We start from the raw sequence: 19,513 nt of genomic DNA on the forward strand, positions 1-19,513 counted from the left end.
GGGCCTCACTCGGGCCCGCATCGGTGGTTTCCACATCCGGCCGTGGCGTCACGCGCGTCCTCATATCGGCACCCTTTCTGGGTGGTTCACATCGCCGGCCCGGGCAGCGACAACCCGGGGGTGTGCTGGTCTTCGGAGGTCAGGCAGGTGGGCCAAGGGCGCCGACGCAGGTCATCGGTCGGTCGCGGGGTGCGGCAGGAGGCGCTCCCGCCGCCGAAGGCCCCTGGCTTCGGCGAGGGGCAGGACCCGGCGCATCAACCGGGGGAAGACGCCGGCGATCCGCTGGACTCGGCCCGCGAGCGGCGGGAAGACGACTTCGACAGGTTTGGTGGCGATGGCGTCGACGACGGCCTGGGCGATCCGCTGCGGTGCGTAGGACTTCTCCGCGAAGGCGATGGCGCAGGACGGATCGGCCATCTCCTGCTCGAGCATGCCCGTGCGGGTGGACGGCGGATGGATGATCGTGAAGTCCAGCGGTCCGTCGCGCTCCTCGATGGCGACGCTGTGGTGGAAGGCCCGCAGACCGTACTTCGAGGCGCAGTACGTGGCGTATCCGGGCAGGGGCAGGAACGAGGTCATGCTGCAGATGTTGATGATGTGACCGTGGCCCTGGGCCGTCATCCGCTCCAGTGCCGCGCAGACCCCCGTGATGGTGCCCAGCAGGTTCACCTCGACGATGTCGCGGTGGTGCCGGCTCCGCAGGTCGCGGGTCACTCCCGTGTGGGTGATGCCCGCGTTGTTCACGAGTACGTCGACGCGGCCGAAGTCGGCTTCCGCCGCCTCGAAGGCCCTGGTCCATCCTTCGGGGCTGCGAATGTCCAGCACGCAGGCGGCGGCCCGGGAACCCAGGCTGCCGGCGCGGCTGACGACAGCCACTTCGTCGACATCGGTCAGCATCACCCGGTGGCCGCGCGCGACGGCGAGTTCCGCGATGGCGGCCCCGATGCCGTTGGCCGCGCCGGTCACGAGGACGACCTGCTCCCGCTCACTTCGCACGGCCATGGCCACGGGCTCCTTCGTTCACGTCGGGCTCCTTCGTCCGCGCCGGGTCGGCGTCGTCCGTCACACGGTGCGTCACAGCCGCACCCTCTCGATGCGGCCGCCGCCCAGGGCGGCGGCGCGGACCGGGTCGTCCGTCGGGACCGTGCCGGCGAAGAGGGTGCGTCCGTCGTGCCCGGCCACCAGGCAGCTGAGGGTGTGCTGGCTCGTCGCCACCCGGTCGAGGACGCGGCCGCCCTCCCCCACGCGCACGCATTCGCCACGCAGGGCGTTCGCCACCCAGATCGACCTGCCGTCGGTGTCCCAGGCGATGCCGTCCGGTGCGACGGGCGACGCGGAGCGCTTGGCTACGGCGGGACGATCGAGGAGTGCGGAGATCCCGCGGGTGATGCGTCCGGGCAGTCCCGGATGGTTCAGGAGGCGCCAGAGGGCTGGTGAGATCAGCGGGGCCCAGGGCTCTGGGCCGGCGAGCGTACCGTCGGCGTCGACGGGAAGGCGGGTGAGTCGCATGGCCAGCGTTTCGGCCACCACCACAGCCGTGCCGTCGGCCGTGAGGAGCATGCCGTTGGGAAACAGCAGCGGTTCGCTCAGACCGAGCAGGCTCCCGTCCGGTGCCAGGCACGCGATCGGGGTTTTCGGGGGCCCGGGCGGTACGTAGAGCAGCGAGTTCGGGTGCTCGCGGGTGAAGGCGTGGTAGTCGAAGCCGAAGTTGCCGACGTAGGCCCGCCCCAGGGGGTCGACCAGCATGTCGTTGACCGGGCCGCCGACGATGTGGCGCAGGTCGGCGTGTTCGACCAGTTCGCCGTCCCCTTCCAGCCGGTACACGCGGCCGCCGTCCATGGACACGACGAGCAGGCGGCCGTCGGGAAGCCAGCCGAGACCACCGGCTCGGCCGGGAACCTTCACCACCGTCTCCGGCTCCCCGCTGCCGTCCCAGCGATGCACCGTTCCGTGCGCCAGATCGGAGAACCACAGCGCTCCCCGGTGCCACCGCAGGGATTCCGGAACACCGAGGCCGCTCAGGGCGACCTCTGCCGTTGTCTTCATTCAGCCACTCCTCGGCGACCGTCCGACGGGGCGCTTCTCCACCGCGTTCCACCGCGACCAGTACTTGGACGCTTGTACAGGACGCTTGACCTGTACGGGTGACCGTCTCATTCCGCAGGAACCGAAGTCAACGTCCCGGCGGGAGATTTCGCGGCTGAGACCCGAACCCCGGGGCAGGCGGCGCCCCCCGGCGGGCGCGTGCATCGCGGTGGCCGATCCGGCCACCGGGGCGGTGGCCGGCCACGCCTTCGCCCCCGGGGCGAAGCAGGCGCGGCGGCTCCTCGCCGGTCGTCCTCACACCGCGGACCACACGCCGCTGACCGGCACCGCTCATGACGTCTTCCGGGTCGTCACCGGTGATTGCCTGGGCGCTCACCCACCGGCACTCACCGGGACCCCGCAGCTATCGCCTCTTGTCGGCGAAGGTCAGAAGATGCTCGCCGGTCAGACGGAGCACCCCGCGGCTGTCCTCGCTGTTGCGGTCGACCAGCCAGCACAGGATGAGGCCGTCCAGTACGACGTTCAGATAACGAGCGAGGACCGGAACCGGCTCGGTCCAACGGATCCCCTCGCTCTCGGCGGCCTCCGTAAGAAGCTTCTGGTGGACCTGAAGGTAACGCCCGTACTGCCGGCGGGCCAGTTCCTCGAAGCCGGCCTGCCGCAAGGCGTAATGCGTGAGTTCATAGGTCACTTGGTGCTCTCCCGGACTGAGCTCCACGCCGTCCCAGAAAGCACCCAGGCTCCGGCAGACACGTTCACTCAGGTCACCGCCCCCGTGAAGGGCTTTCCACGCCGCTTCGGCGCTCCTCGCCGTGAAGCGGGTGAGGACCTCCTGGAGGAGTTCCTCCCGAGAGCTGAAACAGTAGTGAAAGACACCCAAAGGCATGTTCGCTTCACTGACGATCGCGCGCGTTGTCGCTTTCGTGACTCCGTCGCGGACCATGACGCGGAACGCCGCTGAGATCAGCTCTTCCCGTCGGTCTTTCGCCGCCATGCGAGCCATGCAGTCCGTTTTCCCCTGGGAGGCCGAGATTCCCGTGCATCGTATCGCAGCGTCTTGGACGGGCGACCAACATGAGGCGGGAAGGGTCGAGCCGCCGGCCCTCACGGTGAACGGAGGCCGGCGTCCAGCATGCGCGTCAATGCGCCGACCCGGCCACCGCCATCCGGTGCGGCCGGGAAGCGTTTGAGCACCTCCACGACGCCCGGCGTCGCGCGGCGCACCGCGCGATCGACGTGTTCGGCACCGACGGCCGGGTCGTGACCGGCGGCCAGTTCGGCGGCTCGGGCCGCGTGGGCGCCGGCTCCGAGTATGTGCTTGACCTGGGTGGCCTTGGCCAGCGGATGCACATAGGCGGCGCCTGCCGCGGCCATCGCAGCCCGAGCCGCCTCGCTCGCAGCAGCGGTGTCCGCGCCCTTGGCCGCCTTGAGGGCCGCCCATGCCGTGTCGCGCAACGACTTCCCTCGCTCGCCGCCCCGAGCGAACTCCCACGCGGCGCGGACGGCGTCTCGCGGCCGCGCGTCGTCCGGCTGATCGGCCTCGAACAGGTCCAGTACCGGTTCGGCGCACGCCGCGGCGAACGCGGTGACCTCACGCAGGTCCTGCTTGCTCAGAGCGATCCCGCTCTCGTCCTCCGCCATGCAGCCATCCTCGACCATGGCGCCGGGCCGGCCGGAAGCCTGGGCGGAGGATCAGGTCCGGGGCATCGGTCGACCGGATCGCCGGGCGCCTGGGCCGAGATCGCGTCCGTCCATGACCTCGATGTCGGTGATGGTGGCCAGGGAGGGATCCAGGCTCAGCCAGAAGACGTCCGTGCCGTCGCGTTCGAGTTGGATCATCGAGGAACCCGACGAACCGGGCGGCGCGGTCAGCAGGTTGACGCACGTCGGACTACAGGTGCACGGGCCGTGGTAGGGCAGGTTGGCCACCACCTCGGCGAGCGGTTCGCCCTCGGCACGCAGCAGCTCGGCGATCTCGGCGGCAAGCGCGGGGAACACATCCGCGAGGCGTGGGTAGGGTCCGTCTGTCACCGGGGCACCGTACCCGGCGCAGGCCCGGCCGAAGCCCTGTTTCGGCTACGGCGTCAGGTGCGGGAAGGCTCCGTCACCGGCAGGAGCGCGGGGCGTTTGGCCAGGCGGCCGTCGCCGGAGGAGCGGCCGCGCAGACGGCGGGCGATCCAGGGGCCGAGGAAGGTACCGACCCAGCGCAGCTCGGTGGTGACGGTCCGCCAGGCGGTGGCACGGGTCTGCTCGGGCGGCAGCGGCCGGGTCCACTCGGCGTCGCTGCCGGGGAGGGCCAGCGCATGGGCGACGGCGGCCGCGATACGGGCATGGCCGAGGGGGCTGGAGTGCAGCCGGTCGGCGCTCCACAGACGCGGGTCGGTCACGACGGGGTGTGCGGCCGTATCCGCCACCACCACGCCATGGCGCCCGGCGGCCTCCCTGATGCGCTCGTTGAGCGCCTGGACCCGCGGCCCGAGCGGGCGGGCGAGCGGTGTCATGCGCCCGATGTCGGGCACCGTCAGCGTCGCCACGGTGGCGCCCTGCGCGGTGAGTGCCGCGAACATCGCCTCCACGTGTCCGGCCACCTCGTCGGCGTCGAAGCTCGGGCGCAGGAGGTCGTTGACCCCGGCGACGACGGTGGCCAGATCCGGTCGCATCGCGAGCGCCGGGGCGAGCTGTCCGGCACGCACCTCGTGGGCCTTGCGGCCGCGCACGGCGAGGTTGGCGTAGTGCACACCGGGGCTGTGGCGGGCCACGTGCTCGGCGAGCCGGTCGGCCCAGCCGCGCAGGCCGTGGGTGTCGTCGCCGTCGCCGACCCCCTCGGTGTGGCTGTCCCCCAGGGCGACGTACCGCAGATACGCGCCGTTCGTCATGGACCCACTCCCCTGCCCGCATAGACAACTGAGCACCTAGGTGCATTGTTGACTATGAGGATAGCGTCGAGCCGCCACCCAAGGCGTCGGGGTGCGTCTTGCGGCCCGGGGGCGGCCACAAGGCGGACTGCCGTCGTGCAGGACTGCCGTCGTGCAGGACTTCGGAGTCGTCGGGTGCTGGGGAGCGGGCGGGCCGCGGCCCGGACCTCCCCCAAGGCGACGCCGCGCGCGCTCAGCCGCGCGGTGCCACGTACAGGCTCTGGGTGCTGCGGCCGAGGGGGCCCTTCTCGTCGTGGAGGGCGGATTCGGCGAGGCCGATGCCGGCGGCGTCGACCATCGTCCGGGCGTCCAGGCAGACCCACTCGCCCTCGGGGTGGCGATGTACGCCGACGGTGAGGTCGGCGTTGAGGAAGACGTAGCGGTGGAAGTCCAGTTCGGCGCTGACGCCGTTGCCCGAGTCGGCGGCGATCAGCACCCTGCTGAGCGGTGCGATCTCCTCCCCGGCGACCAGGGGCACCCGCATGCGCATCCACGCCTGCGCCGGGCCGGGCTCCAGGAAGGAACCGGCCGCGAAGCGCACTTCCATGGCGGTGTGGTAGCCGCGGTCCCAGGGAACGGGGAAGAACGGCTTCGCGGGCGCGCTCGCCGGGCCCGGCACCCGGGGGCCCGGCGTCACCTCGGGAACCGAGTGCGGCGCCGTCTTCAGGAGCAGCGCCGTCACCCGCATCACGTCCGCGCCGCCGTCGGGCGTGAGGACGGCCTCGACCAGTTCGGTGCTGCGCCCCGAGCGCAGGACCCGGACGGCCACGGTCAGCGGCCGGATCGGGACCGGACGCATGATCTCGTACGTGAGCCGGGCGACCCGCAGGTCCGGCCTGGCCCCCGGCCGCTGCTCGACGGCCAGCCCGAGCAGCGCGGCGGGCGGGCCGGCGTGCTGGAAGTCGGCGTCCCACGGCCCTCGGGTGGACGGGGTGGGGACGAACCTGTCCTGGCTCTCCCGCTGGTAGAAGGCCTCTGCTTCCGACACGGCCGTGCCCTTCCTTCCGTGGTCCGCCGGGCTGTCCCGCTCCATGCTACTAAGCGCTTGCTCATTCCGTCGGGCCTCTGGGCGAACCGGTGGCACGGCCGGCGGGCCCGTCGGCCCCAGGGGTGGTACGGGGCCCCGCCCGCCCCACCCGACTGTGGCCGGATTAGCCACACGCTGTGCCACGGCGACCTCGGTCTCTGGGAACTCCTCACCGCCCTCGAACCCGGCCGCACCGCCCCGCTCGACGGCGAGATCCTCACGAGTCTCGAACAACGCGGGCCCACCGGCGGTCTGGCTCGCGAGGCCTTCTCCCCCAGCCTGATGGCGGGCCTCGCCGGAGTCGTCCACACCCTCCTGCGCATGCACCCCGCCGCCGACCTGCCCGATCCTCTCCTTCTGGACCCCCGCCTCGCGGGCCGCGGCATGCCCGGCTGAGGCCCGGGCCCGGAACCGAACGCCGCCGCACGAGGGGCCGCGGGCCCGGCAGAATGGCGGCCATGAACGAGAACCAGAACACCAGTACGACAGCCGCCGAGTCCAGGCCACCGCTGACGGCGGACCTCAGCGGCGCCGAGCTGCTGCGCTGGTACTGGACCCTGGAGGAACTCACCGGGCTCGCCCGGGCGTTGGGCGTCGCGCGCCACGGCGGCAAGACGGCCCTCACCGCCCGGCTCGCCGCGGCGCTGGACGGCCTGCCCCTGCCCGCCGACCCGGCCCGCCGCCGCCCGGCGAGCGCACAGCTGACCGAGCCCGTCGACGGCGCCACCGTGATCCCGGAGGGTCAGCGGTGCAGCCAGGTCCTGCGGCGGTACTTCCTCGAAGCGATCGGCCCCGGTTTCCACTTCGACGCCTTCATGCGCGACTTCATCGCCCACAGCCCCGGCCGGACCCTGTCGGAGGCGGTCGCCCACTGGCACGCCACCCGCCCGGAGGCCGCCCAACCCCGCGAGATCGGGGAACAGTTCGCGTACAACCGCTTCACCAGCGCCTGGCACCGCCGGAACCCGGCCGGAACCCCCGCCCAGGCCCGCGCGGCCTGGCACGCCCACCGCGCGCTCCCCCGGCACCCCGGCGAGGCCTCGGACTCCTCGGGGCCCGCCTGACACGGGACCCCGACTCAGGGCACCGGTGGCGAAGTCCTCGTCCGGAAAGGCAGTTCCCCGGCGTCAGCCTCGCGCCGGTCCAGCTCGGCGCCGCGCTCGGCGGCAAGCCGACGCTCGGCGGCAAGCCGGCGTCCGGCCTCCGGCAGTTCCGGGGTCAGGTCCACGGCCACGACGCCGGCCCCTTCGAGGGCGGCGGGGACGGCGGACCGGCAGCACGGGCGGCGGCCAATGGCCACCACCCAGATCTGCCCGAGCCGGCCGCGACGTCCAGCGCTGTCTCACGGTTCGCCCCCGCGCCGGGCCCGGCGCGGGCGGGGCGGAGGGCCGGCGGTCGCCGACTGCGATCTGCCCTGCTCGCGCCCGCGTAGCGCCCGCGTCCCGGCCGGGCGACCATGGCAGGACCGGCCGAGCCGGCATCCCCTGCCCGCCGATCCCGGAGGTGGCCGCACTGCGCACCGCGCTCCCCGTCGTCCTCGCACTCTGCGCGGCCCTGAGCAACGCCCTCGCGACGGTGCTCCAGCGCAAGGCGGCGCTGACCGTGCCGCGCTCCCCGGGGTTGCGGGCGGGCCTCATGCTCGATCTGCTGCGCCGGCCGGTCTGGCTGGCGGGGATGCTCGCGGTGATCGCCGCCGCGGTCTGCCAGGCGGCGGCGCTGGCGACGGGGCCGCTGACGGTCGTGCAGCCCCTGTTCGTCCTGGAGTTGCCGCTCACCCTCGTCGCCGCCGCGGTCCTGCTGCACCGGCGGCTGCCGGGCAGGGGCTGGCTCGCCGTGGGCACGGTGGTCGCCGGACTCGCCGTCGCCCTCGCCGCCGCGTCCCCCACCGGCAACCGCACCGATGTGCCGCCGGACCGCTGGATCCCCGCGCTCGCCGTCTGCTCGGGGACGGTCGTCGTCCTGGCGCTCGCGGCCCTGCGCCGCCCGGAGGGCCGGGCCCGGGCGGCCTGTCTGGGGGCGGCGACGGCGATCGGGTACGCCATGACCGCGGCGCTGATGAAGTCCTCCACCCACGCGCTCGACGAGCGGGGGCTCCTGGGCTTCCTGTCCGCCTGGCAGACGTACGCGTTCGCCGCCACCGGCGTCTGCGCGCTGTTCCTGCTGGAGAACGCGATGCAGGCCGGCCCCCTGGTCGCTTCGCAACCCGCGCTCACGCTCGGCGACGCGGCGGTGAGTCTCGTCCTCGGCATCACCCTGTACGAGGAGGCCGTCCGTGCCGGGTGGTGGCTGGTGCCGCAGCTGTGCGGGGTGGCGCTGATCGTCGCCGGGGTCGTCACCCTGGCGCGGACTCCCCTCGCGCGGACGCTGGTGGCGCAGGACCGGCAAGAACAACGGGGGGTGGTTCCCGCCGGCCGACAGGAACCACCCCCCGTGTCAGGTGGGGATCAGACGTAGGCGCAGATCGCGTACACGCTGATGCCGACGGTGGAGTAGCCGTCCTGCCGGCCGAGGGCGATCCAGCCGGTGCCGTCGGGGGTCGGGAAGCTGCCCACCAGGATCGCGCCGTTGCCCTGGGCCTCGCCACCACCCCCGATGACCCGCTTGCCGGCCGGGCAGTACACCGTCCTGCGCTGGAAGTTGGGCACGTTGGCGTTGGGGAGCTGGACGATCTGCTGCCCGCCACCCGCTAGCACGCCCTCACCGGGCTATCCCTCCAGGCCGGGCTTCCAGTCCTGGGCGAGGAGTCCGAGCAGGACCTCGTCCACGAACTCGCCCATCACCCAGGCCGAGGAGCGCAGCACGCCCTCCCGGACGAAGCCGTTGCGTTCGGCGGAGCGCAGCATCGGGGCGTTGTCCGCGAGCGTCTCGATCTGGAGGCGGTGCAGACCGCGCACGACGAAGCCGTAGTGGCACAGCACCGCGACGACGTCGGTGCCGTAGCCCTGGCCGCGGGAGGCGGGCAGCAGGGCCAGTCCGATGTGGGCGACCCGGTTGTGGGTGTCGATGCCCCACAGCGTCGCCGTGCCGACCAGCGTGCCGCCCTCCAGTTCCACCACGGAGAACGGGACGCTTCCCTGCGCGGTGTCGTCCACCACGAGCCGCGGGTCCTTCGCTCCGGGCGACACCGGACGCCATGGCCGGCTCTCGGCCCGCGAGGCGTTGACCACGTCGTCGTAGAGTTCGGCCCGCAGGATCGGGATGTCCTCCTCGTGCCGGGCCCTGAGCCCGACCTTGCCGCCTTTGAGCATGCGAGCTTCCTATCCGGCCGGACCGGGCGACGGCAAACCAATATGCGGGCACGAGAGTTTCGGGCGCTCTCCCCGGTGACGGTCCGCCTCCCCGCCCGGACGGCCGCTCACCTCGGGCGGCGGTGCGGGGGAGCGTCGCCTGGCACCGTAGCGACGGTCGCCCAGGGCGGGAGGAGACGCCCGCCGGAAGGAGGCGCCCATGTCACCGGTCCTGACCGGCAGCGGCAGGACGTGTCACCTCGGTCCGGCGCAGCGTGACCCCGGCGTCGACGGTGACCGTTCGCCGCCGCGTCCGGGCGTCGTTTTTCGCGCCCCTCGAAGGGGCCCGCGATCACGTGCGGAGGCAGTCGTACGTCAGGTGCGTCGCCGTCGATGTCGGGGTCACGCTCCGCCGCACCAGCGTGCGGGGGGTGCCACCGGTGAACAGGGGGGTGCCCGCGCCCAGCACGACGGGGGCGACGTGGAGGCTCAGGGTGTCGACGAGACCGGCCTCGAACGCCGAGCCGATCGTGGCGCCGCCGCCCATCAGGACGACGTCGAGATCCTTCCCGGCGCGCGCCGACGCCGCCTCGGCGTGCTCGCGGGCGACCGCGACGGCGTCGTGCAGTCCCGTGGTGACGAACGTCCAGTCGAGGTCGGTGAGCCGCACCGACTCCGGAGGTGAGCCGGTCACGACGACGAAGGCGGGCCTGCCGACCTCACCGGCGCCGTAGCCGGTCGTGTCGTCCCAGCCGTCCGGGCCGTCGACCTGGTCGAAGAGCCGGCGGCCGAGGACGACGGCCCCGGAGCGGATGGTGCCCTCACGCAGGATGCGTCGGTCGTCGGTGTCGTCCGAGAACGCCCAGGTGTGGAGGGCCTCGCCCCCGGTGCCCAGGCCGTTGTCGGGGCCGGGGTCGGGGCCGGTGACGAAGCCGTCGAGAGAGACCGAGATGTCGGCGATGATGCGCGTCATACCGGGGCAGACCCCGTGCGCCACCCGAACTCATCGGCCCGGGGACCACCGCTTTCCGCGCCGCCGCACGGGATCGGTCCCGCTAGGGGGCCGTGACCCGGCCGGTCTCCGCCGGGGCCGGTGCGCCCGACGACCTGATCACTTCGGAGGTCCCGCCGCTGCCCCGGTCCATGCGGCCACCGGTGAAGGCGAGACCCAGGCCCGCCGCGGCGAGGGCCGCTCCGACCAGGGCCGGCGAGGCCCAGCCCCAGCCGGCCGAGATGGCGAGGCCGCCGAGCCAGGCGCCGCCCGCGTTGGCCAGGTTGAAGGCGGAGTGGTTGGAGGCCGCCGCCATCGTCGGGGCGTCCTTCGCCTTCGCCATGAGCAGCATCTGCACGGGCGTGGTGACGAGGGCGCCCATCGCGCCCATGACGACGAGCGTCAGCAGGGCGGGGACGGCGCTGTGGACCGTGAAGTAGAACGCCACGAGCGTCGCGCCGAGCAGGGCGAGCCCGCCGTACAGCGTCGGGCGCAGGGCGCGGTCGGTCAGCGGGCCCGCGATCAGGGTGCCCAGGGTCATGCCGCCGCCGTAGAGCGCGAGGACCAGCGTGGTCGAGGAGTCCGAGAAGCCGGTCAGGTGGGTCAGGATCGGCACCAGGTAGCTGTAGACGGCGAAGAAGCCGCCGAAGCCGACGACGGCGGTGGCGAGCCCGATGGCGACCTGCCTGTTCCCCATCGCCCGCAGTTCGTGCCGGATGCCCGCCTGGGCGCCGCGCGGCTGGTCGGGGACGAAGGCGGCGAGCGCGGCGAGGGCGACCAGGCCGATCACGGCGACCGCGCAGTAGGCGTACCGCCAGCCGAACTGCTGGCCGAGCGCGGTGCCGGCCGGGACGCCGACGATGTTGGCGACGGTGAGGCCCAGGAACATCCGCGAGACGGCGCGTCCGGCCCGCTCGGGGGCGACCAGCCGGGACGCCACGACGGCGCCCACGCCGAACAGGGCGCCGTGCGGCAGGCCGGCCAGGAAGCGCGCGGCGAACAGCCAGCCGAAGGTGGGCGCGAGGGCGGACGCGACGTTGCCGATCACGAACAGCCCGGACAGCAGGAGCAGCAGCCGCTTGTGGGGGATGCGGGCGCCGATGCCGGTGAGGACCGGCGCGCCGACGACGACGCCGAGCGCGTAGGCGGAGACGACGTTGCCGGCTTGCGGAACGGACACACCGATGCCGTCGGCGATCTGGGGAAGCAGTCCCATCGTGGCGAATTCGGTCGTGCCGATGCCGAACGCGACGACGGCGAGGGACAGCAGTGCCAGGGGCATGGAGCGGAGGTACCTTTCGGGGGCGGCGATCCGGATGCGGCGGAGCGGGCGGGGGACCGTCGTCGCCCTGCTCCGGTGGCCAGTCGCGCCGGCCGCCATTGCCCGGTGCGCCCCCCGGGGCAGGGGAGGCCCACCAAGGTGCAGCAGTGGCGGGGGCCTGCGCATTCCAAGATCGACCCCTGCCTGGTATGGCCTTCGTCACACACTGCGCGGGCGCTGCGGATCGACGCGCAGTGGATCGGGAGCTACCAGATCAGGCACCAGTAGCCGCCGGAGGTGCCCACGCCGATGCGGTCGGCCGACGGCACGAGCCGGGGGTCGGGGTCACCCCGCGCCGAGAGCGAGCACGCCGGGTCGCCGACCGCCTGCGCGGCGGCCATGCGCTGCGCGGCGGCCACGGCCACCGGCGACGTGAACCAGACGGTCGTCGGCGCCGCGCTGCCCGGGGCCGTGGCGGTCGGCGCCGTGGCGGTCGGGGCCGAAGCGGGGGTGGAGGGCGGCGCGGAGACGGTCGGCGTCGGGCGGGGCGGCGCGGTCGTGGTCCGCGGTGGGTGCGGTGACCGCGCGGGTGCGTGAGACGGTGTCGGCTCCGGTGGCGTCCGCGGGGGCGTCGACGACGCCACCGCATGGCCGCCGGGGCGGGTCTGGGCCACCGGGGGCCGGGAGGCCGACGGATGCGTGGGGAGGGGCCGCGACGTGCTCGACGTACGGGGGGAGGCCGTGCGGGAGGGAACGGGCGACGCGGTGAGCGAGGGCGGGGTGAGCGTGGGCAGGGACAGGTCGGAGGAGGCCGTGGGCGACGGCCGGGACGTGCCGTCCTCCGAGGCCGTCATGGCCCACACGCCCAGGCCACCGGCGGCGAGGACCACCGCCGCACCCGCGATCCACGGCGCTCTGCGCGGTGGGCGGCGGTGGCTGCGGCTCATGCCTCTCACTGTCTGCCCGGGCGCCGGTCTTCTCAAGCGGTGGGGCACCTTTCGTACGCTTGCGGCATGCGGATACGCCCCACCTTGAGCTGGACGCCCACCGAGGGCCTGCCGCCGGGCACCACGGATCTGGAGCCGGTCGTCGACGCCCTGAGCGGCGGCGGGGTGCTGGTGCTGAGCGGGGCGGGCATCTCCACGGAGTCGGGCATCCCCGACTACCGGGGCGAGGGCGGCAGCCTCAGCCGGCACACGCCGATGACCTACCAGGACTTCACCGCCGAGGCGCAGGCGCGGCGCCGGTACTGGGCGCGCAGCCACCTCGGCTGGCGCACCTTCGGCCGGGCGCGGCCCAACGCCGGGCACCGGGCCGTGGCCGCGTTCGGGCGGGCCGGGCTGCTCACGGGGGTGATCACCCAGAACGTCGACGGTCTGCACCAGGGCGCCGGCAGCGAGGACGTCGTGGAACTCCACGGGAGCCTGGCCCGCGTCGTCTGTCTGTCCTGCGGAGCGCTGAGCACGCGCCGGGAACTCGCCCTGAGACTGGAGGAGGCCAACGCGGGCTTCGCGCCGGTGGCGGCGGGCATCAATCCGGACGGCGACGCCGATCTCACCGACGAGCAGGTCGGGGACTTCCGCGTGGTGCCGTGCGCGGCGTGCGGCGGCGTCCTCAAGCCCGACGTGGTGTTCTTCGGTGAGACCGTGCCGCCGGCGCGGGTCGGGCACTGCCGCGCCCTGGTGCGGGAGTCGACCTCGCTGCTGGTCCTCGGGTCCTCGCTGACGGTGATGTCGGGTCTCCGGTTCGTCCGCGAGGCGGCCCGAGCCGGCAAACCGGTGCTGATCGTCAACCGCGACGCGACCCGGGGCGACCGCCATGCCCTCACCCGCGTCGCACTCCCCCTGGGCGCGGCCCTCAGCACGGTCACCGAACGGCTGGGCCTGCCCGGCGTCCCCTAGGCACCCGAAACGTCGTCGAAAAGTCGGGGGTTCAGGGTTCCTCCGTACCCTTTCCACATAAGAGAGCGGGAATTGCAGGGCCCTATCGAATTCACCGATATACGGTCACCCCGCCCCGGTTCCGTGGCCGCCCTTCCCCGGTTCGCCGGAAATATTCCCACGAAGCGAAATAACTCACAGCGCGATGCGCCGCGATGCGCTCGCGAAGGGTGCGTCCCGCCTGCCTGGACGCGGTTTGGATGCGGTGGGCAAGGAGTCGCGTACGTTCCGTGAACGGCGCGGTTGCGCCTATGGTCGCTGTCCGGTCTGCCGCCGACGCCATTGCCGTCGCCGTCGAGCAGGCCCGTCCCTGTCCCCGACGAAAGCAGGCGAGCGAAGTTTTGCCGACCGCGACAGACATCTCAGCGACCGCGGCTCCCCCGACCGCTCCGAAGACGGCCACCGTCACCGACCCCGCACTCGTGAAACGCGCGGTGAAAGCCGCCGCGCTGGGGAACGCGATGGAATGGTTCGACTTCGGCGTCTACAGCTATATCGCGGTCACTCTGGGAAAGGTCTTCTTCCCCTCCGGAAATCCGACCGCCCAGCTTCTCTCCACTTTCGGCGCGTTCGCCGCGGCTTTCCTGGTCCGCCCGCTCGGCGGGATGGTCTTCGGGCCGCTCGGCGACCGGGTCGGCCGGCAGAAGGTGCTGGCCCTCACCATGATCATGATGGCGGTGGGCACCTTCGCCATCGGACTCATCCCGTCGTACGCCTCGATCGGCGTCGGGGCCCCGCTGCTTCTGCTGGCCGCGCGGCTCGTGCAGGGCTTCTCCACCGGCGGTGAGTACGCGGGCGCGTCCACCTTCATCGCCGAGTACGCGCCGGACAAGCGGCGCGGTTTCCTCGGCAGCTGGCTGGAGTTCGGCACGCTCGCCGGATACATCGGCGGCGCCGGTCTGGTCACCGCGATGACCGCCCTGCTGTCCACCGAGGACCTGCTGAACTGGGGCTGGCGGATCCCGTTCCTGATCGCGGGCCCGATGGGCATCGTCGGCCTGTACCTGCGGATGCGCCTGGAGGAGACCCCGGCGTTCGCCGCGGAGATCGAGCAGGCCGAGGCGGGCCGTCCGAAGGTGCCGCTGCGCCGGATGGTCGCGGGACAGTGGCGGGCGCTGCTGTTGTGCGTGGGCCTCGTCCTGGTCTTCAACGTCACGGACTACATGCTGCTGTCGTACATGCCGAGCTATCTGACCAGCGAACTCGCCTACGACGAGACGCACGGACTGCTCGTGGTGCTCGGTGTGATGACCCTGATGATGATCGTCCAGCCCTTCGCGGGCGCCCTCACCGACCGGGTGGGCCGCCGGCCGGTGATCGCCGCGGGCTGTGCGGGCTTCCTGGTCCTCTCCGTCCCCGCCCTGCTGCTGATCCGCCAGGGCAGCCTGCTCGCGATCGCGCTGGGCATGGGCGCGCTGGGCCTGCTGCTGGTCTGCTTCACGGCGGCGATGCCGGCCACCCTGCCGGCCCTCTTCCCGACGAACGTCCGCTACGGATCGCTGTCGCTGGGCTTCAACGTCTCCGTCTCGCTCTTCGGCGGCACCACCCCGCTGGTGGTGACGGCCCTGATCTCGGCGACCGGGAACATGATGATGCCCGCGTACTACATGATGGCCGCGGCCGTCATCGGCGGCGTGGCGGTCTGGTTCACCGCGGAGTCGGCCGGCCGTCCCCTGCCCGGCTCGGCCCCGTCCGTGGAGAGCTGAGCCGGCCCGTCGTCAGAACCGCACGGGCAGGGCGCGCAGGCCGCGGGTCCGCATCGAGGGGCGCCACCGCAGTTCGTCCGGCCGTACGGCGAGGGTCAGTCCGGGGAATCGGTCGAGGAGCGCGGCCAGCGCGATCTCGGTCTCCAGCCGGGCGAGGGGCGCCCCGAGGCAGTAGTGGATGCCGTGGCCGAGGGCGAGGTGGCCGGTCGCGTCGCGTCCGACGTCGAGGCGGTCGGGATCGGTGAAGCGGCGCGGGTCGCGGTGCGCGGCGGCCAGGGACAGCAGGACGGTCTCGCCGGCCGGGACGGTGACCCCGCCGATGGTGATGTCCTCGGTGGCGAAACGCCGGATGGCCAGGGGCGCCGGACCGTCGTACCGGGCCAGTTCCTCGACCGCCCCGCCCAGCCGGCCGGGGTCGGCGCGCAGGGCCGCCAGTTGGGCGGGGTGGCTGAGCAGGGCCAGCGTGGCGTTGCCGATGAGGTGGACGGTGTTCTCGTGTCCGGCGACCAGGATCAGGAAGGCCAAGGACGTCAGCTCGTCCTCCGTCAGCCGGTCCTCGTCGTCGCGTACGGCGATCAGGGCGGACAGCAGGTCGTCGGCGGGGGCGGCCCGCTTGGCGGCCAGGAGCCGGGTGAAGAACGCCGGTACGGACCGGACCGCGTCCCTCGCCAGGTCCGGACGGGCGGGGTCGGGGGCGACGAGGGCATCGGTCCAGGACCCGAAGTCCTCCCGGTCCTGCGGCGCCACCCCGAGCAACTCGCAGATCACGGTGATCGGCAGGGGCGCGGCGTACGAGGCGATCAGATCCGCGTGCCCGTGCGGTGCGATCGCGTCGAGGAGCGACTCCGCCGTCCTCCTGACCGGCTCGCGCAGGGCGGCGACACGGCGCGGGGTGAAGGCGTGCGTCACCAGGCGCCGGATGCGGGTGTGGTCCGGCGGGTCCATGTTGAGCAGGTTCGCGTCCAGCGCCGGCGGCAGGGTGAGCCCCCGGTAACCGCCGGGTGTCGCGTTGCGCTTGTCGAGGGAGAGGCGGGGGTCGGACATCGCTCGCCGTACGTCGTCGTAGCGGGTGACGAGCCAGGCGGGGAGCCCGTCCGTCCCGGTGACGCGGTGCACGGGCCCGGCCTCGCGGAGTCGCCCGTACACCGCGTAAGGGTCCGTGACCAGTGCGGCGGGGTCAACGGCAGGCGGCTGCGCGGGAGTTGTGGTCGGCATGGTCCCCACCCTAGCCCTGTGACCGGAAGGCCCGCGGCGGCCGCGGCCCCGCCGGTAATGCGGTTGACCTGGTCGTGGGGTGGGGCTGCATGGTGGCGGGGTGCCGCACGGGCTGGTGCGGGTGGTGCCAGAGGGGAAGTCGACGGCGGCGATGGAGATCCGTTCCAGGAGCGAGCCCGACCTCTCCCTGGACATGCAGGACCTCGGCTCGGTCTACCTCGGCGGCACCGCCCCGAGCACGCTCGTCCGCGCCGGCCACATCCGGGCCCAGCGGCCGGACGCGGTCCCCCTCGCCGACGCCCCCTTCCGGGCCGAGCGTCCCCCGCACTGCCTGCACTGGTTCTGAGCACCCGCGGCAGCAGGGTGAAGCTTCAGGTGGTCATGGCCAGGAGGTCGGGGAGCGCGCCGACGCCGTCGAGGGTGAGTGAGGTGCGGGCGCAGTACGGGGTCGCGGACCGGACTTCCGAAGTAGTCCCGGAGCGCGCCCCAGAACCCCTCCGACCGGCGGCGCGGGCCTCGACCTCCTGCCCGGACCGGCGCGGGCACCTGACGGTTCTCAGGCGGCGGGCGTGAGGCTCCGCAGGGCCGTGCCGAGAACGGCGACGCCCTCCTCTATCTCGTGGGCGGGGCCCGCCGCGTAGCCGAGGACCAGGCCGGGCGGGCCGGGAGCGATGCGGTGCCAGGACAGCGGGTGTGTCTTGACGCCCCGTTCGAGAGCAGCCACGGCCAGGTCGACGTCGTCCGGTCCGTCGTCGTCGAAGGTGACCGTCAGGTGCAGCCCGGCGGCGGCGCCGTGCACCCGGGCGCCGGGCAGGTGTTCCCCGACGGCCCTGAGCATCACGTCCCGGCGGCGGCGGTGGAGGCGCCGGACGTGACGCAGATGCCGTTCCAGGTCGCCCGAGTCCATCAGCCGGGCGAGGACCAGCTGGGTGAGGATGCCGTTGCCGAGGTCGGCGTACCGTTTGGCGGTCACCGCCGCGTCCAGCCGGTCCGGGGGGACGAGGAGCCAGCCGACGCGGAGCGCGGGCGCGAGCAGTTTGGAGACGCTGCCCGCGTAGCAGACCCCCTCGGGCAGCAGGGAGCGCAGCGCCGGGACCGGTGGGCGGTCGTAGCGGTGCTCGGCGTCGTAGTCGTCCTCGATCACCACGCCGCCGTCGGCCGCCCAGCCCAGCAGGTCGCGGCGGCGTTCGCCGTCGAGGACGACACCGGTGGGGAACTGGTGCGCCGGGGTCAGCAGCACCGCCCGGGCGCCGCAGGCGCGCAGTGCGTCCACGTCCAGGCCGCCCTCGTCCACGGGGACGGGCACCAGGCAGTGGCCGCCGTACTCGAGCTGCTGGCGGGCGCCGAGGGAGCCGGGGTCCTCGACGGCGATCCGCCGGATCCCCTCGTCCCGCAGGAGCCGCCCGAGCAGGCCGAGCGCCTGCGCCACCCCGGCGACCACCACGACCTCGTCGGGGTCGGCGCGGATACCGCGGTTGCGGGCCAGCCAGCCGGCGACGGCCCGGCGCAGGGCAGGGGCGCCGCGGGGATCGCCGTAGCCGAAGTCGGCCGGGCCGACCTCCGCGAGGACGGCGCGCTCAGCGCGCAGCCAGGCGGTGCGGGGGAAGGCGGCGAGGTCGGGGACGCCCGGGGAGAGGTCGATACGGCAGGGCGTGGCGCGCAGGGCGTCGACGACGCCCTCCCGGTCGGCGGAGCGGAAGACCGCGGGGCCGGGCACGGGTGCTTCGAGGACGGGTGACGCGGGGAAGGGTGACGCGGGGAAGGGCGACCCTGGCGCGGGGGCGGGCCGTACGGGTGCGGGGCCGGGTCCCGGGCGGGCGCGGGCGGGGCCGCGGGGCGGGGCGGGCGCGGCCACGACCACCGTGCCGAGCCGACCGCGGCCGGCGATCTGCCCGGACTCGGCGAGCCGGCGGTACGCCTCGGTGACCACACCCCGCGTCACGCGCAGCTCCTCCGCGAGGACCCGGCTGGCGGGCAGCCGCGCCCCGACGGGCAGCCGCCCGTCGGCGACGGCGCACCGCAGCTGCTCGGCGAGCCAGGCGATCCGACCGCCGGGCGGCGCCTGACCGATGTCCAGCTGGAGGAAGTCCGAGCCGACCGCCGGGCCGGCGGCCGGCGCGCCGACCGTTTTGGACCCCTGTGACGGTGCCTTCTTGGACCTGCCCATGACGTCCATTGTGCGGGCACCGTGGACGTCATGAACACACCTTCCGCCTCCGCGTCCGCCTCATGGGCCCGGCTCGTCCCCGGCATGGTCGGGATGACGCTGGTCGGCAGCAGTGTGAGCGTCTCGCGCACGCTCGTCGACGCCCCGCTGTTCACCACCCAGGCGGTCCGGTACACGGCCGCGACCGCGATCCTCCTGGTCATGGCCCGGGTGGCCGGTGCCCGGGTGCTCCGGCCGCGGGGCCGGGAGTGGCTGTGGCTGGTGGGGATCGCGGTGAGCGGTCTGGTGCTGTTCAACGTGGCCGTGGTGCGGGGCGTCGCCCATGCCGAGCCGGCGGTGATCGCCGTCGCGGTCGCGTCCGTGCCGTTGGTCCTCGGGGTGCTCGGCCCGGTGCTGGAGCGGCGCGCGCCCAGCCGGCAGGTGCTGCTGGCGGCGCCCGTCGTGATGGCGGGCGCGGTCCTGGTGGAGGGAACGGGCCGCACCGATGCCGCCGGGGTGGCCTGGGCCGCGCTGGCGCTGGGCTGTGAGGCCGCGTTCACCCTGCTCGCCGTACCGGTGCTGCGGCGGCATTCCCCGTGGGGGGTGTCCGTGCACGCGATGTGGCTGGCGGCCGTACTGCTCGCGGTGCTCGCCGCGGTGACGGAACGGCCGTCGGCGGTCGGGGAGTTGTCGGGCGTCCAGTGGGCGGCCGTCGGCTATCTCGCGCTGATGGTGACGGCGGTCGCCTTCGTCCTGTGGTACTCGACGGTCCGCGCCGTGGGTTCCGGCCGGGCCGGACTGCTCACGGGCATCGCGCCGCTCGCCGCGGCGGTCGTCGGCACGGCCTTCGGCGGCGGTACACCCCGCCCCTCGGTGTGGCTGGGCATCGTCGTCCTCACCCTCGGTCTGGTCGGCGGCATCAGCCCCCGGCGTGTGCCCGCCGTGCAGATCCCGGCGGCCGGTCACCCGGCCGGGGCGGGCCGGGCGGGGCGCGGCGCGGATGCGAAGCTGTGAGGGTTCGCATCCGACCGAGGGAAGG

At 73.6% G+C, this 19,513-nt stretch carries 21 protein-coding genes and 1 pseudogene; 7 read left to right on the plus strand and 15 right to left on the minus strand.

Annotated features, from left to right (window positions below; genetic code table 11):
• Positions 1-171: 171 nt before the first annotated feature.
• The 7 genes from AQJ58_RS23535 to AQJ58_RS23565 form a co-directional block, all read right to left on the minus strand.
• Positions 172-1,002 carry an SDR family NAD(P)-dependent oxidoreductase gene (locus AQJ58_RS23535; protein WP_067253104.1) on the minus strand — a complete coding sequence of 277 codons (831 nt, stop codon included), beginning with the start codon at positions 1,000-1,002 and terminating at the stop codon, positions 172-174.
• Positions 1,003-1,074: 72 nt separating this feature from the next.
• On the minus strand, positions 1,075-2,046 hold the full coding sequence (locus tag AQJ58_RS23540) for an SMP-30/gluconolactonase/LRE family protein (protein ID WP_079079135.1): 972 nt from the start codon (positions 2,044-2,046) through the stop codon (positions 1,075-1,077).
• Positions 2,047-2,449: 403 nt separating this feature from the next.
• Complete coding sequence (locus AQJ58_RS23545; protein WP_234360252.1) at positions 2,450-3,049, minus strand: TetR/AcrR family transcriptional regulator; 600 nt, start codon at positions 3,047-3,049, stop codon at positions 2,450-2,452.
• 101 nt (positions 3,050-3,150) lie between these two features.
• The gene (locus AQJ58_RS23550) at positions 3,151-3,687 is read right to left on the minus strand and encodes a putative immunity protein (protein ID WP_067253106.1); all 537 of its coding nucleotides are present in this window, start codon (positions 3,685-3,687) and stop codon (positions 3,151-3,153) included.
• A 51-nt stretch (positions 3,688-3,738) separates the two neighbouring features.
• On the minus strand, positions 3,739-4,077 hold the full coding sequence (locus AQJ58_RS23555; protein WP_159056301.1) for a hypothetical protein: 339 nt from the start codon (positions 4,075-4,077) through the stop codon (positions 3,739-3,741).
• A gap of 53 nt (positions 4,078-4,130) precedes the next feature.
• Positions 4,131-4,922 carry an SGNH/GDSL hydrolase family protein gene (locus tag AQJ58_RS23560; protein ID WP_067253110.1) on the minus strand — a complete coding sequence of 264 codons (792 nt, stop codon included), beginning with the start codon at positions 4,920-4,922 and terminating at the stop codon, positions 4,131-4,133.
• 232 nt (positions 4,923-5,154) lie between these two features.
• A complete protein-coding gene (locus AQJ58_RS23565; protein ID WP_067253474.1) occupies positions 5,155-5,949 on the minus strand; it encodes a thioesterase family protein in 795 nt (264 codons plus the stop codon).
• 57 nt (positions 5,950-6,006) lie between these two features.
• On the opposite strand from AQJ58_RS23565, the gene AQJ58_RS42740 reads away from it, so the two are divergent.
• On the plus strand, positions 6,007-6,384 hold the full coding sequence (locus AQJ58_RS42740; RefSeq protein ID WP_234360253.1) for a lanthionine synthetase LanC family protein: 378 nt from the start codon (positions 6,007-6,009) through the stop codon (positions 6,382-6,384).
• Between the two features lie 62 nt (positions 6,385-6,446).
• Positions 6,447-7,052 carry a DUF6434 domain-containing protein gene (locus tag AQJ58_RS23575; RefSeq protein ID WP_067253477.1) on the plus strand — a complete coding sequence of 202 codons (606 nt, stop codon included), beginning with the start codon at positions 6,447-6,449 and terminating at the stop codon, positions 7,050-7,052.
• A gap of 14 nt (positions 7,053-7,066) precedes the next feature.
• On the opposite strand, the gene AQJ58_RS41295 is transcribed toward AQJ58_RS23575, so the two are convergent.
• Positions 7,067-7,222: a hypothetical protein gene (locus tag AQJ58_RS41295; RefSeq protein WP_199844658.1), complete on the minus strand. Its 156-nt coding sequence runs from the start codon at positions 7,220-7,222 to the stop codon at positions 7,067-7,069.
• A gap of 278 nt (positions 7,223-7,500) precedes the next feature.
• Here AQJ58_RS41295 and AQJ58_RS23580 point away from each other — a divergent pair, with 278 nt between their 5' ends.
• The gene (locus AQJ58_RS23580) at positions 7,501-8,442 is read left to right on the plus strand and encodes a DMT family transporter (protein ID WP_067253479.1); all 942 of its coding nucleotides are present in this window, start codon (positions 7,501-7,503) and stop codon (positions 8,440-8,442) included.
• On the opposite strand, the gene AQJ58_RS23585 is transcribed toward AQJ58_RS23580, so the two are convergent.
• The 5 genes from AQJ58_RS23585 to AQJ58_RS43435 form a co-directional block, all read right to left on the minus strand.
• Positions 8,433-8,681 (minus strand): hypothetical protein, encoded by a 249-nt coding sequence (locus AQJ58_RS23585; protein ID WP_234360254.1) that lies wholly within the window; start codon positions 8,679-8,681, stop codon positions 8,433-8,435. The genes AQJ58_RS23580 and AQJ58_RS23585 overlap by 10 nt on opposite strands.
• 12 nt (positions 8,682-8,693) lie before the next feature.
• The gene (locus AQJ58_RS23590; protein ID WP_067253114.1) at positions 8,694-9,236 is read right to left on the minus strand and encodes a GNAT family N-acetyltransferase; all 543 of its coding nucleotides are present in this window, start codon (positions 9,234-9,236) and stop codon (positions 8,694-8,696) included.
• A 331-nt stretch (positions 9,237-9,567) separates the two neighbouring features.
• Positions 9,568-10,188: a dihydrofolate reductase family protein gene (locus AQJ58_RS23595; RefSeq protein ID WP_067253118.1), complete on the minus strand. Its 621-nt coding sequence runs from the start codon at positions 10,186-10,188 to the stop codon at positions 9,568-9,570.
• Positions 10,189-10,270: 82 nt separating this feature from the next.
• Positions 10,271-11,488 (minus strand): MFS transporter, encoded by a 1,218-nt coding sequence (locus AQJ58_RS23600; RefSeq protein ID WP_067253120.1) that lies wholly within the window; start codon positions 11,486-11,488, stop codon positions 10,271-10,273.
• A 245-nt stretch (positions 11,489-11,733) separates the two neighbouring features.
• Complete coding sequence (locus tag AQJ58_RS43435) at positions 11,734-12,414, minus strand: hypothetical protein (protein ID WP_159056303.1); 681 nt, start codon at positions 12,412-12,414, stop codon at positions 11,734-11,736.
• Positions 12,415-12,480: 66 nt separating this feature from the next.
• On the opposite strand from AQJ58_RS43435, the gene AQJ58_RS23615 reads away from it, so the two are divergent.
• Positions 12,481-13,368, plus strand: a complete 888-nt coding sequence (locus AQJ58_RS23615) for an NAD-dependent protein deacetylase (RefSeq protein ID WP_067253125.1) — start codon at positions 12,481-12,483, stop codon at positions 13,366-13,368.
• 380 nt (positions 13,369-13,748) lie between these two features.
• Complete coding sequence (locus AQJ58_RS23620) at positions 13,749-15,113, plus strand: MFS transporter (protein WP_067253127.1); 1,365 nt, start codon at positions 13,749-13,751, stop codon at positions 15,111-15,113.
• 12 nt (positions 15,114-15,125) lie between these two features.
• On the opposite strand, the gene AQJ58_RS23625 is transcribed toward AQJ58_RS23620, so the two are convergent.
• Entirely contained in the window at positions 15,126-16,328 is a 1,203-nt protein-coding gene (locus AQJ58_RS23625) for a cytochrome P450 family protein (RefSeq protein ID WP_067253129.1), read from the minus strand.
• 172 nt (positions 16,329-16,500) lie between these two features.
• Here AQJ58_RS23625 and AQJ58_RS23630 point away from each other — a divergent pair.
• Positions 16,501-16,674: pseudogene (locus tag AQJ58_RS23630) on the plus strand (sterol carrier protein domain-containing protein); the annotation flags it as partial.
• A gap of 210 nt (positions 16,675-16,884) precedes the next feature.
• Here AQJ58_RS23630 and AQJ58_RS23635 read toward each other — a convergent pair.
• Positions 16,885-18,504, minus strand: coding sequence for a MocR-like pyridoxine biosynthesis transcription factor PdxR (locus tag AQJ58_RS23635; RefSeq protein ID WP_067253133.1), 1,620 nt, complete (start codon positions 18,502-18,504; stop codon positions 16,885-16,887).
• 21 nt (positions 18,505-18,525) lie between these two features.
• Between AQJ58_RS23635 and AQJ58_RS23640 the strand changes: the two genes are divergently transcribed.
• The gene (locus AQJ58_RS23640; protein WP_067253481.1) at positions 18,526-19,488 is read left to right on the plus strand and encodes a DMT family transporter; all 963 of its coding nucleotides are present in this window, start codon (positions 18,526-18,528) and stop codon (positions 19,486-19,488) included.
• Positions 19,489-19,513: the final 25 nt, after the last annotated feature.

The sequence above is a fragment of the Streptomyces sp. DSM 15324 genome (assembly GCF_001514285.1).
Taxonomy (GTDB): domain Bacteria; phylum Actinomycetota; class Actinomycetes; order Streptomycetales; family Streptomycetaceae; genus Streptomyces.